Raw genomic sequence first — 15,764 nt, 5'->3', positions numbered from 1 at the left:
ATCGCTGCGGTTAGAGTTGTTTTACCGTGGTCAACGTGACCGATAGTACCGACGTTTACGTGCGGTTTTGAACGTTCAAATTTTTCTTTTGCCATTTCCTGACTTCCTTAAAGAATGAAAGTCCGGCCTTCACCGGACCGAACTAAAACTTAATCTTTTGCAGAGCGTGCTGCGATAATTGCTTCAGCAACATTGTTCGGCGCTTCAGCGTACTTCAAGAACTCCATTGAGTAAGAAGCACGACCTTGAGTCGCAGAACGTAGTGCCGTTGCGTAACCAAACATCTCAGATAGTGGAACCTGTGCGTTCACTGCTTTCATACCAGCAGGCGCTTCGTCCATTCCTTCGATGATACCGCGACGACGGTTAAGGTCACCAACAACGTCACCCATCGATTCTTCTGGTGTGATGACTTCAACTTTCATCATTGGCTCAAGAAGTGCAGGGTTCGCTTGAAGGGCACCTTTCTTGAATGCCATTGAACCTGCGATCTTAAACGCCATTTCAGAGGAGTCAACATCGTGGTAAGAACCATCATAAAGTGTCGCGCGAACGCCAAGAACAGGGTAACCAGCGATAACACCGTTTTCCATCTGCTCTTTAATACCTTTAGAAACTGCTGGGATGTATTCTTTTGGAACCACACCACCGACGATTTCGTTCACGAATTCGAATGTTTCTTCGCTGTCGTGATCCATTGGCTCAAGTTTGACCCAAACGTGACCAAACTGACCGCGACCACCAGACTGGCGAACGAACTTACCTTCGACTTCAACAGATTGACGAATCGCTTCACGGTATGCAACCTGTGGCTTACCTACGTTACACTCAACCTTGAACTCACGACGCATACGGTCAACGATGATATCAAGGTGAAGCTCACCCATACCAGCGATAAGAGTCTGACCAGTTTCTTCGTCTGTTTGAACACGGAAAGATGGATCTTCTGCCGCTAGTTTACCTAGTGCGATACCCATTTTCTCTTGGTCTGCTTTAGACTTCGGCTCAACAGCAACTTCGATGACTGGCTCAGGGAACTCCATACGCTCAAGCGTGATGATTGCATCTTGTGCACAAAGCGTGTCACCAGTAGTGACATCTTTTAGACCGATCGCAGCCGCGATGTCACCAGCGCGTACTTCTTTGATCTCTTGGCGGTCTTTTGAGTGCATCTGTACGATACGACCAAAACGCTCACGCTTGCTTTTCACTGGGTTGTAAACTGTGTCACCAGAGTTAACAACACCTGAGTAACAACGGAAGAACGTCAATGTACCAACAAACGGGTCGGTCGCAATTTTAAATGCCAACGCAGAGAAAGGTGCGTTGTCATCTGCTGGACGCTCACCTTCTGTTTCGTCTTCGTTGATACCTTTGATTGCAGGTACGTCAACTGGTGCTGGCATGTATTCGATGACTGAGTCAAGAACTGCCTGAACACCTTTGTTCTTAAATGCAGAACCACAAGCACAAAGAACGATTTCGTTGTTCAATGTACGTTGACGAAGTGCACCTTTGATTTCTTCTTCAGTCAGCTCACCTTCTTCAAGGTATTTTTCCATGAGTTCTTCAGAAGCTTCTGCAGCTGCTTCAATTAGCTCCGTGCGGTATTCTTCCGCAAGGTCAGCTAGCTCTGCTGGAATTTCGTCATAAGTGAACGTCATCCCCTGGTCTTCTTCATTCCAGTTGATACGCTTCATCTTGATGAGGTCAACAACACCAGCGAATTCATCTTCTGCACCGATGTTGAGCTGAATTGGAACTGCATTTGCACCTAGACGGTCACGAACCTGTTCAACAACATTGATGAAGTCAGCACCAGCACGGTCCATCTTATTGACGAAAACCATACGTGGAACTGAGTATTTCTCCATCTGACGCCATACAGTTTCTGTCTGTGGCTGTACACCAGAAGAGCCACAAAGAACTAGAACTGCACCATCAAGAACACGTAGAGAACGTTCTACTTCGATTGTGAAGTCAACGTGTCCAGGTGTGTCGATGATGTTGATGCGATGCTCTGGGAATTGAGCATCCATACCGCGCCAGAAACAAGTGGTCGCAGCAGAAGTGATCGTGATACCACGCTCCTGCTCCTGCTCCATCCAGTCCATAGTTGCGGCACCGTCATGTACCTCACCGATTTTGTGAGACAATCCAGTATAGAACAGAACGCGTTCAGTGGTAGTAGTTTTACCTGCGTCTACGTGAGCACAAATACCGATGTTACGGTAGCGCTCAATAGGAGTTGTACGTGCCATAATATCCTCTCACGAACGATTTCGGCAGACTTACCAACGATAGTGGGCAAATGCTTTGTTAGCTTCAGCCATACGGTGTACGTCTTCACGTTTTTTAACCGCGGCACCTTTGCTGTCAGCTGCATCTAGCATTTCTTGAGCTAGACGAAGTGACATCGACTTTTCGCCGCGTTTGCGGGCAGCTTCAACCAACCAGCGCATAGCTAGTGTATTACGACGCACTGGACGAACTTCAACAGGTACTTGGTATGTAGAACCACCAACACGACGAGATTTAACCTCGACAGTTGGGCGTACGTTGTCCAATGCAGCTTCAAAGATTTCTAGATGTTCTTTGCCAGATTTTTCTGCAGCATGGTCTAGCGCACCATAGATAATTTTTTCTGCAATAGATTTCTTGCCGTCAAGCATTAGAACGTTAACGAATTTTGCAAGAAGCTCTGATCCGAACTTCGGATCTGGAAGAATTTTACGTTGTCCAACGACTCTTCTTCTAGGCATGTCAATTCTCCGAGATTTTCAGGGTTGACCCAAAACTAATTTAAAAAATACAAACAAGATTGTTTGGCCTTACTATAAACGGAGAATCCGTTAAGATTTAGGCTTCTTCGCACCGTACTTGGAACGGCCTTGCTTACGATCATTTACGCCCGCACAGTCAAGTGCGCCACGAACAGTGTGATAACGAACACCTGGCAAGTCTTTTACACGACCGCCACGAATAAGGATCACGCTGTGCTCTTGCAAGTTGTGGCCTTCACCACCGATGTAAGAAGTTACTTCATGACCGTTCGTTAGACGAACACGCGCTACTTTACGTAGTGCTGAGTTTGGTTTTTTAGGTGTAGTCGTGTAAACACGAGTACATACACCGCGCTTCTGTGGACAAGCGTCAAGTGCAGGTACGTTGCTCTTTGCAACTTTGCTGCGACGTGGCTTGCGCACGAGCTGGTTGATAGTTGCCATTAAATAGCTCCTAAACTTCTAGTTTTACCCGATTAAAAACGTGAAAAATTCCGCACCCCATAAAAAGGGGTCGCGGAATTCTAATGAGCAAAGAATAGCCTGTCAAGTAACTTAGACAAATGTTGTAGAGCAACTGGTTAATTACTCTACAACTGTCGCTTTCTTGACTAATCTTCACCGTCCGTCAATCCTGCATTCAATGCATCTGTAAGTGCCTTTTCGGCCTCATCTGCACTAACGGAAAGTTCCGGCTCCAATTGTGCGTCACGCTCTTGGCGACGACGCATACGATCCGCATGATATGCGAAACCTGTACCTGCTGGGATCAATCGACCCACAATAACGTTTTCCTTCAGGCCACGAAGCTCATCACGCTTGCCATTGACGGCAGCTTCTGTAAGAACACGCGTTGTTTCCTGGAAGGACGCAGCAGAGAAGAAGGATTCTGTCGCAAGTGACGCCTTTGTAATACCCATGAGCTGAAGCTCAAAGGTCGCAGGTACTTTACCTTCTTCTTCCATCTTACGGTTTTCAACAAGCACACGAGCGACTTCCGCTTGTTCACCTTCAAGAAGCGTCGTATTTCCTGCACTCAGGATGATACATTTACGCAGCATCTGGCGAATGATAACTTCGATGTGCTTATCGTTAATTTTAACACCTTGCAGACGGTAAACGTCCTGCACTTCGTTGACAATGTAGTTTGCAACATCAGTCACGCCGCGCAGGCGAAGGATGTCATGTGGAGACTCAGGACCATCAGCGATAACTTCCCCTTTCTCTACTTTTTCACCTTCAAAGACGTTCAACTGACGCCATTTCGGGATCATCTCTTCGTATGCATCACCCTGCTCAGGTGTAATGACAAGACGTTTCTTGCCTTTTGTTTCTTTACCGAAGCTGACCGCACCTGAGATTTCAGCAAGGATTGCTGGATCTTTTGGCTTACGCGCTTCGAATAGGTCAGCCACTCGTGGTAGACCACCCGTGATATCCCGTGTCTTCGAAGACTCTTGTGGGATACGTGCAATCACGTCACCAGGGTTGACCGTTGTCCCATCCGATACCTCGATTGAAGTAAACGATGGAAGACGAATTTCTTGAAGACCAACTTCAGAAGATTCCAAGATAAGCTTTGGTTCTTTCGCGTTGAATTTCGCAAGGTCTTTAACCACGATACGCGTTAGACCAGTCAACTCATCCTGCTGCATCTCCGTGTTGGAGTCATCAACGTCACTGAAGGAAATCTTCGAGGAACGCTCAACGATGATTGGGTGTGAGTGTGGATCCCAAGTTGCAACAGTTGCACCCGCTGTAACAGTCACACTCTCATCGACGGAAAGAACCGCACCGTATGGCACTTTGTAACGCTCTTTCTCACGACCATGATCGTCAATCAGCGTTAACTCAGTTGAGCGAGATGTAATCACAAGTTTATTATCTGTGTTACGCACGAACTTCGCATTATGCAGTTTGATCGTACCCGCATTTTTCACCTGAACACTGTTCTCTGCTGATGCTCTTGATGCCGCACCACCGATGTGGAAGGTACGCATCGTCAGCTGTGTTCCTGGCTCACCGATAGACTGCGCAGCGATAACACCGACTGCCTCACCTTGGTTGATCAGGTGACCACGCGCCAAATCACGGCCGTAACAGTTTGCACAGATACCGAAGTCAGCATCACATGTGATGACCGAGCGAACGCGAACTTCGTCCACTGAGTGCTCTTCTAATACATCACACAATTTCTCGTCGATGAGTGTATTTCTTGTGATCAGAATTTCATTTGAATTCGGAATCAAAACATCTTCAGCAACAACACGACCAAGAACACGCTCACGAAGTGGCTCAACAACATCACCACCTTCGATCAAAGGCTTCATCACAATACCTTCTAACGTGCCACAGTCATCTTCGTTCACCACGAGATCCTGAGCAACGTCAACAAGACGACGTGTCAAGTAACCAGAGTTCGCCGTCTTCAATGCAGTATCCGCAAGACCTTTACGCGCACCGTGTGTTGAGATGAAGTACTGAAGGACGTTTAGACCTTCACGGAAATTCGCAACGATTGGTGTTTCGATGATTGAACCATCCGGTTTCGCCATCAGACCACGCATACCAGCAAGCTGACGAATCTGTGCCGCACTACCCCGTGCACCAGAGTCTGCCATCATAAAGATGCTGTTGAATGAATCTTGCGTTTCTTCTTCACCATCACGGTTGATGACCGTGTCTTTTGAGAGGTTTTCCATCATCGCTTTGGATACACGCTCATTCGCTGTAGACCAAATATCAATGACTTTGTTGTACTTCTCACCAGCGGTCACAAGACCAGATTGGAACTGTTGCTGAATTTCTGCAACTTCCGCTTCTGCTTCTTCGATGATGTTTTTCTTCGCGTCTGGGATCACCATGTCATCGATACCAATCGATGCACCTGAGATCATCGCAAAGTGGAAACCTGTGTACATCACTTGGTCAGCAAAGATCGCTGATGCTTTCAGACCAAGCTTACGGTAACAGGTGTTGAGAAGGTTAGAGATCTGCTTCTTACCCATTGCCTTGTTGATCAATTCAAACTCAAGGCCTTTTGGTAGGATAAGTGACAGGATCGCACGTCCCACTGTTGTCTCTTTGACTTCAGTGTTCTCGATAAACTCACCATCTTCATTCTTCACATTTTCTGTGATACGAACTTTGACACGAGCGTGAAGCTCAGCATTACCTGTACGGTACGCTTTTTCTGCTTCATTCGGGTTTTTGAAGATAGCACCTTCACCCTTCGCATTGATGCGATCACGCGTCATATAGTAAAGACCCAATACAACGTCCTGAGATGGAACGATGATTGGCTCACCATTTGCTGGTGAAAGAATGTTGTTTGTTGACATCATCAATGCACGCGCTTCAAGCTGTGCTTCTAGCGTCAACGGAACGTGGACCGCCATTTGGTCACCATCGAAGTCAGCGTTATACGCCGCACAAATAAGCGGGTGTAGCTGAATTGCTTTACCTTCGATAAGGACCGGCTCAAATGCCTGGATGCCCAAACGGTGAAGTGTCGGTGCACGGTTCAATAGAACTGGGTGTTCGCGGATAACTTCATCAAGAACGTCCCAAACCTCTGGCATTTCACGCTCAACCAGCTTTTTCGCTGCTTTGATTGTTGTTGCCAGACCACGTCCTTCAAGTTTGCCGTAGATGAATGGCTTGAATAGCTCAAGTGCCATTTTCTTCGGTAGACCACACTGGTGAAGTTTAAGCGTAGGACCAACGGTAATTACAGAACGGCCTGAATAGTCAACACGCTTACCAAGAAGGTTTTGACGGAAACGACCTTGCTTACCTTTGATCATGTCAGCGAGTGACTTCAATGGGCGCTTGTTCGAGCCAGTAATTGCTCGACCACGACGGCCATTATCAAGCAACGCATCAACAGCTTCTTGAAGCATTCGCTTCTCGTTACGCACGATGATGTCTGGTGCTGCGAGGTCGAGAAGACGCTTCAAACGGTTGTTACGGTTGATCACTCGACGGTAAAGGTCGTTCAAATCAGACGTCGCAAAGCGGCCACCATCCAGTGGTACCAATGGACGCAAATCTGGTGGAAGAACCGGTAGCACAGTCATCACCATCCACTCTGGCTTGTTACCAGACTGGTGGAAAGATTCAAGTAGCTTCAAACGCTTGGTGATCTTCTTACGTTTTGTCTCAGAGTTCGTGCTTGGTAGCTCTTCACGAAGCTCTTCAATTTGATGCTCAAGATCAATGTCTTTTAATAGGGAAAGGACCGCCTCTGCACCCATTTTCGCATCAAATTCATCACCGTTTTCTTCCAGCGCGTCCAGATATTCTTCTTCTGTCAGCAACTGGCCTTTTTCCAATGTCGTCATACCTGGTTCGATGACGATATAGGATTCGAAATAAAGAACACGTTCGATATCACGAAGTGTCATATCTAGCATCAAACCAATCCGGGAAGGAAGGGATTTCAGGAACCAGATATGTGCCACTGGGCTTGCCAATTCAATATGGCCCATACGCTCACGGCGCACTTTTGTGAGGGTCACTTCGACGCCACACTTTTCACAAATCACACCACGATGCTTCAAACGCTTGTATTTGCCACAAAGACATTCGTAGTCTTTGACTGGGCCGAAAATACGCGCACAGAATAAGCCGTCACGCTCAGGTTTGAACGTTCGATAGTTGATTGTCTCAGGTTTTTTGACTTCACCATAAGACCACGATCGGATCATGTCCGGTGAAGCAAGACCGATACGAATGCTGTCGAACTCTTCGGTCTTGTTCTGCTGTTTCAAAAACTTGAGTAAGTCTTTCACCTTGTCTCTCCTATCGGAGGTTTTCCACAAGAGGCTGCGACCAGCGCAGCCTCGTTTTGTTTGTTACCCGAATGGATATCGTTCGATACCCGGGCTTATTCTTCTTCCAGCTCGATGTTGATACCGAGTGAGCGGATTTCTTTCAACAATACGTTGAGAGATTCCGGCATACCTGGTTCCATGTAATGGTTGCCATCGACGATGTTCTTATACATCTTCGTACGACCATTCACGTCATCGGACTTGACGGTGAGCATTTCCTGAAGCGTATAAGCTGCGCCATATGCTTCAAGTGCCCATACTTCCATCTCACCGAAACGCTGACCACCGAACTGTGCTTTACCACCAAGCGGCTGTTGCGTGACAAGACTGTAAGAGCCTGTCGAACGCGCGTGCATCTTGTCATCGACAAGGTGGTTCAGTTTCAGCATGTACATGTAACCAACCGTTACCTTACGCTCAAACTCTTGACCTGTACGTCCGTCAAATAGCGTGATCTGACCGCTTTCAGGTAAGTCTGCTAATTTAAGAAGCTCTTTCACTTCAACTTCTTTTGCACCATCAAATGCTGGTGTTGCGATCGGAAGGCCACCACGCAGGTTTTGTACGAGACGTGTGACTTCATCATCGCTGAATGTTTCGATATCAACTTCCTGACGGCTTCCACCTAAGTCATAAACTTTCTGGAGGAATTCACGCATTTCAGCGAGTTCGCGCTGTTCTTGGATCATGCGATCGATCTTTTCACCGATCCCTTTCGCTGCAAGACCCATATGCGTTTCAAGAACCTGTCCGACGTTCATCCGCGATAGTACGCCCAGCGGGTTCAAGACGATATCAACAGGGTTACCGTTTTCATCGTGTGGCATGTCTTCGATCGGAACAATGGTAGAGATAACACCCTTGTTACCATGACGACCCGCCATCTTATCACCAGGCTGGATGCAGCGTTTCACTGCAAGGTAAACTTTGACGACTTTGAGAACACCTGGGTTCAGGTCATCACCTTGTGTGATTTTACGACGCTTCGCTTCGAACTTCTTATCGTAATCAGCTCTTAGCTCTTCGTACTGAACGGCAAGCTGCTCAAGCTCAGATTGTTTATCTTCACTTGAAAGTGTGTAGTTAAGCAGTCTTTCTTTATTCAAGCCATCTACAGTATCTTGTGCGACGCCTTCAGCAATCAATAGGTTGCGTGCACGGCTCAAGACACCATCTTCAAGGATGTTGAACTCTTCATTCAGGTCTTTCTTCGCCTGACGAAGTTCCATCTCTTCAATTTCAAGCGCACGCTTGTCTTTTTCGACACCATCACGTGTGAAGACTTGCACGTCGATAACCGTACCAGAAACACCATTTGGCACACGAAGCGAGCTGTCTTTTACATCAGAGGCTTTTTCACCGAAGATTGCGCGAAGTAGTTTTTCTTCAGGCGTCAGTTGGGTTTCACCTTTTGGCTGAACTTTACCAACAAGAATATCGCCACCTTTAACTTCAGCACCGATATAAACAACACCAGATTCATCCAGCTTAGAAAGCGCAGATTCACCAACATTCGGGATATCCGCTGTAATTTCTTCTGGACCAAGCTTAGTATCACGAGCGATACAGCTAAGTTCTTGGATGTGAATCGTTGTCAAACGATCTTCTTGAACAACACGCTCAGAAAGAAGGATTGAATCCTCGAAGTTGTAACCATTCCAAGGCATGAAAGCAACACGGAGGTTCTGGCCAAGTGCAAGTTCACCAAGATCCGTTGAAGGACCATCAGCAAGCACATCACCACGCACCACTGGCTCACCTGCAAATACGGTTGGGCGCTGGTTGATACATGTGTTTTGGTTTGAACGTGTGTATTTGTTCAGGTTGTAGATATCGATACCCGCTTCACCTGGGATCATCTCATCTTCGTTTACACGAACAACGATACGAGAGGCGTCTGCGTAGTCAACCAAACCACCGCGCTTCGCGACAACAGTTACACCAGAATCTTTTGCTACAGTACGCTCAATCCCTGTACCAACAAGCGGTTTATCTGCTTTTAATGTTGGAACTGCCTGACGTTGCATGTTCGATCCCATCAATGCACGGTTTGCATCATCGTGCTCTAGGAATGGAATCAATGCCGCTGCGACGGAAACAACCTGCTGCGGTGATACATCCATATACTGGATTTGATCAGCCGACATAAACGTGGATTCACCACGGTGACGACAAGGAACAAGCTCATCATGAAGCTTATTGCCTTCATCAACACTCGCGTTCGCCTGTGCAATGACAAATTCGCCTTCATCAATTGCGGATAGGTAATGCACTTCATCTGTAACCTGTCCATCCGTGACACGGCGATATGGCGTTTCTAGGAAGCCATATTCGTTACAGCGAGAATAAACAGCCAATGAGTTGATTAGACCGATGTTTGGACCTTCAGGCGTTTCGATTGGACATACGCGACCATAGTGTGTCGGGTGAACATCTCGAACTTCGAAGCCTGCACGCTCACGTGTCAAACCACCAGGACCAAGTGCAGAAATACGACGCTTGTGCGTAACTTCTGACAATGGGTTATTCTGATCCATGAATTGAGACAGCTGGCTGGAACCAAAGAATTCTTTTACTGCGGCAGCAATCGGCTTCGCATTAATCAGATCCTGTGGCATCACGTTGTCTAGATCACCAAGGCTTAAGCGCTCTTTTACAGCACGCTCAACACGGACTAGACCGACACGGAATTGGTTTTCTGCCATTTCACCGACAGAACGAATACGGCGGTTACCAAGGTGGTCAATATCGTCCACATCGCCACGGCCATTTCGGATATCGATGAGTGTTTTCATCACTGCAACGATGTCTTCTTTATCTAACGTGCCCGCTTTTTCATCTGAAATACCAACGCGTGAATTGAATTTGATTCGGCCGACTGTTGATAAGTCATAGCGCTCTTCGGTGAAGAACAAGTTATCAAATAGCTGCTCTGCTGCTTCGCGTGTTGGTGGCTCGCCTGGGCGCATCATACGGTAGATTTCAACAAGTGCTTCGAGGCGGTTTGTTGAAGAATCGATACGGAGTGTTTCAGAGATATATGGCCCCTGATCCAACTCGTTCATGTAAAGTGTTTCGAATGATGTGATACCAGCTTTTGCAAGCTCAGCAATTGACTCTAGAGATACCGTCGAGTTTGGTTCAGCAATGACTTCGCCTGTGGACTCATTCATGTAAGTGCGTGCTAAAACACGGCCTACGATGTACTCATGTGGTACTGCAAGGCTTTTCACTTCTGATTTTTCTAAGTGACGGATGTGCTTTGCTGTCACACGGCGACCCGCTTCAACAACCATTTCACCATCGTTATCGATAATATCGAAACCGGCGATTTCACCACGCAGACGACTTGGGATCAACTCCATCATGAGTTTCCCATTTTGCACTTCGAATTTGGTTGTTTCGAAGAACATGTCAAGAATTTCGTCTGTTGTATACTCAAGTGCGCGTAGAATGATTGTTGCTGGTAATTTACGGCGACGGTCAATACGAACAAATAGGTTATCTTTCGGATCAAATTCAAAATCTAACCAAGAACCACGATATGGGATCACACGTGCACTATACAAGACTTTGCCTGAAGAGTGAGTTTTACCACGATCGTGATCAAAGAATACACCCGGTGAACGGTGTAACTGAGAAACAATAACACGGTCCGTACCATTAATAATGAACGTTCCGGTATCAGTCATGAGTGGAATTTCACCCATGTAAACTTCTTGTTCTTTAATATCTTTGACCGTGCCAGGCGCAGCTGACTTATCATAAAGAACAAGACGAAGCTTAACGCGTAACGGCGCAGAGTATGTTACCCCACGGATTTGGCATTCTTTCACATCGAATACCGGCTCTCCGATTCGGTAGCTTACGTATTGCAGCTCAGAGCTACCGGAGTAACTTTTGATTGGAAAAACTGAACGAAACGCAGCTTCTAATCCATATTCGCCTTCAGGATCAGGACGTAGAAACTTATTGAAAGAATCTAGCTGAATCGAAAGCAAAAAAGGGACATCCAAAACTTGTGGACGCTTCCCAAAATCCTTACGGATACGTTTTTTCTCGGAATAAGAGTAAGCCATGGGGTTCCTCAGCTTGCTGATTTATGACCCTACCGCCTCACGACAGGCGGCCAATTTGGCAAGATGCCAAAGCAGAAATTACAAATTGTATCTTGCGCTAAATATGTAGAATTACAGAAACCTACAGCGCAAAAAGGCCGGTGATTAATAAATCACCAGCCCATACCTGAAAATCAGGCGATTAATCTAGCATAGACTAGATTATTTAAGTTCAACAGTAGCACCAGCTTCTTCAAGTTGTGCTTTAAGCTCTTCAGCTTCTTCTTTAGAAGCAGCTTCTTTGATTGGTGCAGGTGCAGATTCAACAAGACCTTTTGCTTCTTTAAGACCAAGGCCAGTTGCGCCACGTACTGCTTTGATAACAGCAACTTTATTACCGCCAACAGCAGAAAGAACTACGTCAAATTCAGTTTGCTCTGCAGCAGCTTCACCGCCAGCAGGACCAGCAACAACAGCTGCAGCTGCCGTTACACCGAATTTTTCTTCCATTGCTTCTACAAGCTCAACAACTTCCATTACTGACATTTCAGCAATAGCGTCTAGGATTTGTTCTTTAGTTACAGACATTTTGAATTCCTAAATTCATATGTGAACCGATGTGGTTCAAAATTAAAATACTCTCACCAGACAAGACAGCTAAAATTAAGCCGCTTGCTCTTTCTGGTCGCGAACTGCAGCAATTGTACGTACAAGCTTGCCAGCAGCAGCTTCTTTCATTGCGCTCATTAGGCGTGCAACAGCTTCGTCGTAAGTTGGTAGTTTCGCCAGCATGTCTGGGTTAACTACTTCACCTTCAAACGCAGCAGTTTTTACTTCAAACGCTTCGTTATCTTTTGCGAACTCAGTGAACAAGCGTGCGCCTGCACCTGGGTGTTCGTTAGAGAAAGCGATAAGCGTAGGACCTGTGAATGAGTCTGCAAGACACTCATACTCAGTTCCGTCAACTGCACGACGTGCAAGAGTGTTACGAACAACTCTCATCCACACGCCATTTTCACGTGCTTCTTTACGAAGCGCTGTGATTGCGTCTACTGTTACACCACGAGAATCTGCAACAACCGCAGATAGAGCACCTTTGGCAACTTCATTGACTTCAGCAACGATTGCTTTTTTGTCTTCGAGCTTCAATGCCATGGGCGTTTTACTCCTGGTTTCTTATTTGGGGATAAATCCCCTGCGTTTTCATTTTCCTTCAAACGAAGGTATGGAAACGGTGAGAGCCAGAATTTATGGAAGAATTCTTAGGGACTAACACCGTCTACGTAGGACATTAAGTAGCCATTTTTAAAACTACACCTACGGTCTTGGACGGAGGCATGACGCCTCAACCCACAAAGGCGCAAAATTATAGTTCAAATTTCACGCCCTGTAAACTCAACAACTATAGATTAGCCTACTTGAGTTTCAAGTGTTGCTTGGTTTACTGCAACACCTGCACCCATTGTTGTAGAGATGCTAACTTTCTTGATGAAAGTACCTTTTGCAGAAGCTGGTTTTGCTTTTTTCAAAGCGACCAACAATGCTTCAAGGTTTTCTTTGATTTGATTCGCGTCAAAATCAGCTTTACCAATCGTAGAGTGGATGATGCCGTTTTTGTCGTTACGGTAGCGAACCTGACCAGCCTTTGCGTTTTTCACTGCTTCAGCAACGTTAGGTGTTACTGTACCAGTTTTCGGGTTAGGCATAAGGCCACGTGGGCCTAGGATTTGACCTAGTTGACCAACAACACGCATTGCATCAGGAGAAGCAACAACAACGTCGAAGTTCATTTCGCCTTTCTTCACTTGCTCAGCAAGCTCTTCCATACCGACAAGATCTGCACCAGCTTCTTTCGCTGCGTCAGCATTTGCACCAGAAGTGAAGACTGCAACGCGAACGTCACGACCAGTACCATGAGGTAGAACTGTCGCGCCACGAACGTTTTGGTCAGATTTACGTGCATCGATACCAAGGTTGACAGATGCGTCAACGCTTTCAACAAACTTTGCAGTAGCAAGCTCTTTCAATAGCTCGATCGCTTCGTTGATATCGTACTCTTTAGTCACGTCAACTTTTTCGCGGATTACGCGCATACGCTTAGATAATTTAGCCATCGAATTAGCCCTCTACATTCAAGCCCATTGCACGAGCAGAGCCCGCGATAGTACGAACTGCTGCGTCCATATCGGCTGCAGTCAGGTCAGCTTTTTTCATTTCTACGATCTCTTCAAGCTGAGCACGCGTTACAGTACCGACTTTCTCGGTATTAGGGCGGCTTGAACCAGACTTAAGACCAGCTGCTTTCTTCAATAGGAAAGATGCAGGAGGCGTCTTTGTTTCGAACGTGAAAGAACGGTCATTGTAAACACTGATGATTACAGGAACTGGCATACCTTTTTCAAGGCTGTCTGTTTTTGCATTGAATGCTTTACAGAATTCCATGATATTCACACCGTGCTGACCAAGAGCAGGACCAACAGGAGGACTAGGGTTAGCCATACCAGCCGCAACTTGCAGCTTGATAAGCGCTTCTACTTTTTTAGCCATGGTTTTAAACCTCTAAATTTGGGTCTTCGCCTTGTAAATCCGAGGAGACTTACTCAAACGGCTTCCCAAGTGAATAAAAAGGCCGCAGATTATATTTTAATCGGCAGCCTATAGTCAACTGAATTGTTCAGGGACTACTTGTCTTGTTCGATTTGGTGGAACTCAAGCTCTACCGGGGTCGAACGCCCGAAAATTAGAACAGACACTTTCACACGGCTCTTCTCGTAATCCACTTCTTCAACAACACCGTTGAAGTCGATGAAAGGACCATCGATAACGCGAACCACTTCGCCTGGCTCGAACAACGTCTTTGGACGTGGTTTGTCCGTATTTTCTTCCAGACGCTGTAAGATTGCTTCTGCTTCACGATCAGAAATCGGAGCTGGGCGATCAGATGTACCGCCGATGAAGCCCATTACTCTCGGTACATTTCGTACCAAGTGCCACGCTTCATCATCCATAGTCATTTCAACAAGGACATAGCCAGGGAAGAACTTTCTTTCTGATTTTCTTTTTTGCCCTGCTCGCATCTCGACGATTTCTTCGATAGGAACAAGAACCTGGCCAAATTTGTCTTCAAGACCATGCATTTTGATGTGCTCTTTCAAAGACTGAGCAACACGCTGCTCATATCCTGAAAACGCTTGAACTACATACCAACGTAATTTCACTTCGGCCATTACTTAGCTCCGAATTGGGTAATCAGTGTCACCAGCTCGACAAGAACAAAATCTAGGCCTGTTAAAATCAGAGCCATTACGCCTGTCGCAGCTAAAATAATAAGAGTTGTATGGAACGTCTCTTTTTGTGTTGGCCATACGACTTTACGCACTTCTTTGCGAGATTCTTTCGCAAAAGAAATAAAACGCGCGCCTTTGTCTGTCGTAGAAGCAATAAAGCCAGCGATAATGAACACAAGGGTACCTGCACCAAAACGCTGCCAAGCGACGATACTTTCGTCTAACATCAAATTACCAACAATTGTTGCCGCTAAGATTGCGATAACAATGATCCATTTCACGGTATCCAGCGCCGTATTGCCTTGGTTTTCAACCTCGGTTGTCATTACATTCACCTGTGATCGTTATTACCATTTGTATTTTAGACCTTGAAATCGTAGTCAAGGTTGGCCTGTGTTGCATGCTTCTTCAATCATATGGCAGGGGCGGAGGGACTCGAACCCCCAACCGTCGGTTTTGGAGACCGCTGTTCTACCAATTGGAACTACGCCCCTAGAAACAAGCCAATAACACCCAAAAAGGGATGCTTATTATACTTGGCTGAAGATTGAATACAAGAGATCTGTATACAAATCCTTCGCAACTTTGAGACATCTACAAGAAGTGATTTAAAATCAGCTAAATACTCATTCTTCACTATCGAGTAGATATAAAAAACGAGGCGCATTTGCGCCCCGCTCTTTTCAATGCTTTGTCTAGCTAAAACTATTCGATGATTTTAGCAACAACACCAGCACCAACTGTACGGCCACCTTCACGGATCGCGAAACGTAGACCTTCATCCATTGCGATTGGGCAGAT

Annotated in this window: 13 protein-coding genes and 1 tRNA gene; all 14 read right to left on the bottom strand. The window is 46.2% G+C overall.

The window, feature by feature from the left end:
* A partial coding sequence (locus C505_RS24160; RefSeq protein WP_018694456.1) for a GTP-binding protein occupies window positions 1-95 on the bottom strand: 95 nt, incomplete at its 3' end.
* A 54-nt stretch (window positions 96-149) separates the two neighbouring features.
* Window positions 150-2,261 carry an elongation factor G gene (fusA, locus tag C505_RS0120665; RefSeq protein ID WP_026318136.1) on the bottom strand — a complete coding sequence of 704 codons (2,112 nt, stop codon included), beginning with the start codon at window positions 2,259-2,261 and terminating at the stop codon, window positions 150-152.
* A 30-nt stretch (window positions 2,262-2,291) separates the two neighbouring features.
* A complete protein-coding gene (rpsG, locus tag C505_RS0120660) occupies window positions 2,292-2,762 on the bottom strand; it encodes a 30S ribosomal protein S7 (protein WP_018694542.1) in 471 nt (156 codons plus the stop codon).
* Window positions 2,763-2,852: 90 nt separating this feature from the next.
* Window positions 2,853-3,227 (bottom strand): 30S ribosomal protein S12, encoded by a 375-nt coding sequence (rpsL, locus tag C505_RS0120655; RefSeq protein ID WP_018694541.1) that lies wholly within the window; start codon window positions 3,225-3,227, stop codon window positions 2,853-2,855.
* Window positions 3,228-3,394: 167 nt separating this feature from the next.
* A complete protein-coding gene (gene rpoC / locus C505_RS0120650) occupies window positions 3,395-7,576 on the bottom strand; it encodes a DNA-directed RNA polymerase subunit beta' (RefSeq protein ID WP_018694540.1) in 4,182 nt (1,393 codons plus the stop codon).
* Window positions 7,577-7,671: 95 nt separating this feature from the next.
* Window positions 7,672-11,697, bottom strand: coding sequence for a DNA-directed RNA polymerase subunit beta (rpoB, locus tag C505_RS0120645; protein ID WP_018694539.1), 4,026 nt, complete (start codon window positions 11,695-11,697; stop codon window positions 7,672-7,674).
* A 201-nt stretch (window positions 11,698-11,898) separates the two neighbouring features.
* The gene (gene rplL, locus C505_RS0120640) at window positions 11,899-12,264 is read right to left on the bottom strand and encodes a 50S ribosomal protein L7/L12 (protein ID WP_026318135.1); all 366 of its coding nucleotides are present in this window, start codon (window positions 12,262-12,264) and stop codon (window positions 11,899-11,901) included.
* A gap of 75 nt (window positions 12,265-12,339) precedes the next feature.
* Complete coding sequence (rplJ, locus tag C505_RS0120635; RefSeq protein WP_018694537.1) at window positions 12,340-12,831, bottom strand: 50S ribosomal protein L10; 492 nt, start codon at window positions 12,829-12,831, stop codon at window positions 12,340-12,342.
* 254 nt (window positions 12,832-13,085) lie between these two features.
* A complete protein-coding gene (gene rplA / locus C505_RS0120630) occupies window positions 13,086-13,790 on the bottom strand; it encodes a 50S ribosomal protein L1 (protein WP_018694536.1) in 705 nt (234 codons plus the stop codon).
* A gap of 4 nt (window positions 13,791-13,794) precedes the next feature.
* Window positions 13,795-14,223 (bottom strand): 50S ribosomal protein L11, encoded by a 429-nt coding sequence (gene rplK / locus C505_RS0120625; protein ID WP_018694535.1) that lies wholly within the window; start codon window positions 14,221-14,223, stop codon window positions 13,795-13,797.
* 134 nt (window positions 14,224-14,357) lie between these two features.
* Window positions 14,358-14,903 carry a transcription termination/antitermination protein NusG gene (gene nusG / locus C505_RS0120620; RefSeq protein ID WP_018694534.1) on the bottom strand — a complete coding sequence of 182 codons (546 nt, stop codon included), beginning with the start codon at window positions 14,901-14,903 and terminating at the stop codon, window positions 14,358-14,360.
* Window positions 14,903-15,289, bottom strand: a complete 387-nt coding sequence (gene secE, locus C505_RS0120615; protein ID WP_018694533.1) for a preprotein translocase subunit SecE — start codon at window positions 15,287-15,289, stop codon at window positions 14,903-14,905. The genes nusG and secE overlap by 1 nt, the downstream gene beginning before the upstream one ends.
* Window positions 15,290-15,380: 91 nt before the next feature.
* A tRNA-Trp gene (locus C505_RS0120610) sits at window positions 15,381-15,457 on the bottom strand.
* A gap of 211 nt (window positions 15,458-15,668) precedes the next feature.
* The coding region (locus tag C505_RS24155; protein WP_018693919.1) for an EF-Tu C-terminal domain-related protein at window positions 15,669-15,764 on the bottom strand (96 nt) is incomplete at its 5' end.

The sequence above is a fragment of the Algicola sagamiensis DSM 14643 genome, assembly GCF_000374485.1.
Classification (GTDB): domain Bacteria; phylum Pseudomonadota; class Gammaproteobacteria; order Enterobacterales; family Alteromonadaceae; genus Algicola; species Algicola sagamiensis.
The sequence above is the reverse complement of the archived record's forward strand: the minus strand, read 5'-3'. Positions and strand labels throughout refer to the sequence as shown.

Excerpts from the sequence above, each read along its gene's own strand:
- rplJ (WP_018694537.1), bottom strand. The coding sequence starts at position 12,831 with ATGGCATTGAAGCTCGAAGACAAAAAAGCAATCGTTGCTGAAGTCAAT.
- rplL (WP_026318135.1), bottom strand. The coding sequence starts at position 12,264 with ATGTCTGTAACTAAAGAACAAATCCTAGACGCTATTGCTGAAATGTCA.
- nusG (WP_018694534.1), bottom strand. The coding sequence starts at position 14,903 with ATGGCCGAAGTGAAATTACGTTGGTATGTAGTTCAAGCGTTTTCAGGA.
- rplA (WP_018694536.1), bottom strand. The coding sequence starts at position 13,790 with ATGGCTAAATTATCTAAGCGTATGCGCGTAATCCGCGAAAAAGTTGAC.
- fusA (WP_026318136.1), bottom strand. The coding sequence starts at position 2,261 with ATGGCACGTACAACTCCTATTGAGCGCTACCGTAACATCGGTATTTGT.
- rplK (WP_018694535.1), bottom strand. The coding sequence starts at position 14,223 with ATGGCTAAAAAAGTAGAAGCGCTTATCAAGCTGCAAGTTGCGGCTGGT.
- rpoB (WP_018694539.1), bottom strand. The coding sequence starts at position 11,697 with ATGGCTTACTCTTATTCCGAGAAAAAACGTATCCGTAAGGATTTTGGG.
- secE (WP_018694533.1), bottom strand. The coding sequence starts at position 15,289 with ATGACAACCGAGGTTGAAAACCAAGGCAATACGGCGCTGGATACCGTG.
- rpsG (WP_018694542.1), bottom strand. The coding sequence starts at position 2,762 with ATGCCTAGAAGAAGAGTCGTTGGACAACGTAAAATTCTTCCAGATCCG.
- rpsL (WP_018694541.1), bottom strand. The coding sequence starts at position 3,227 with ATGGCAACTATCAACCAGCTCGTGCGCAAGCCACGTCGCAGCAAAGTT.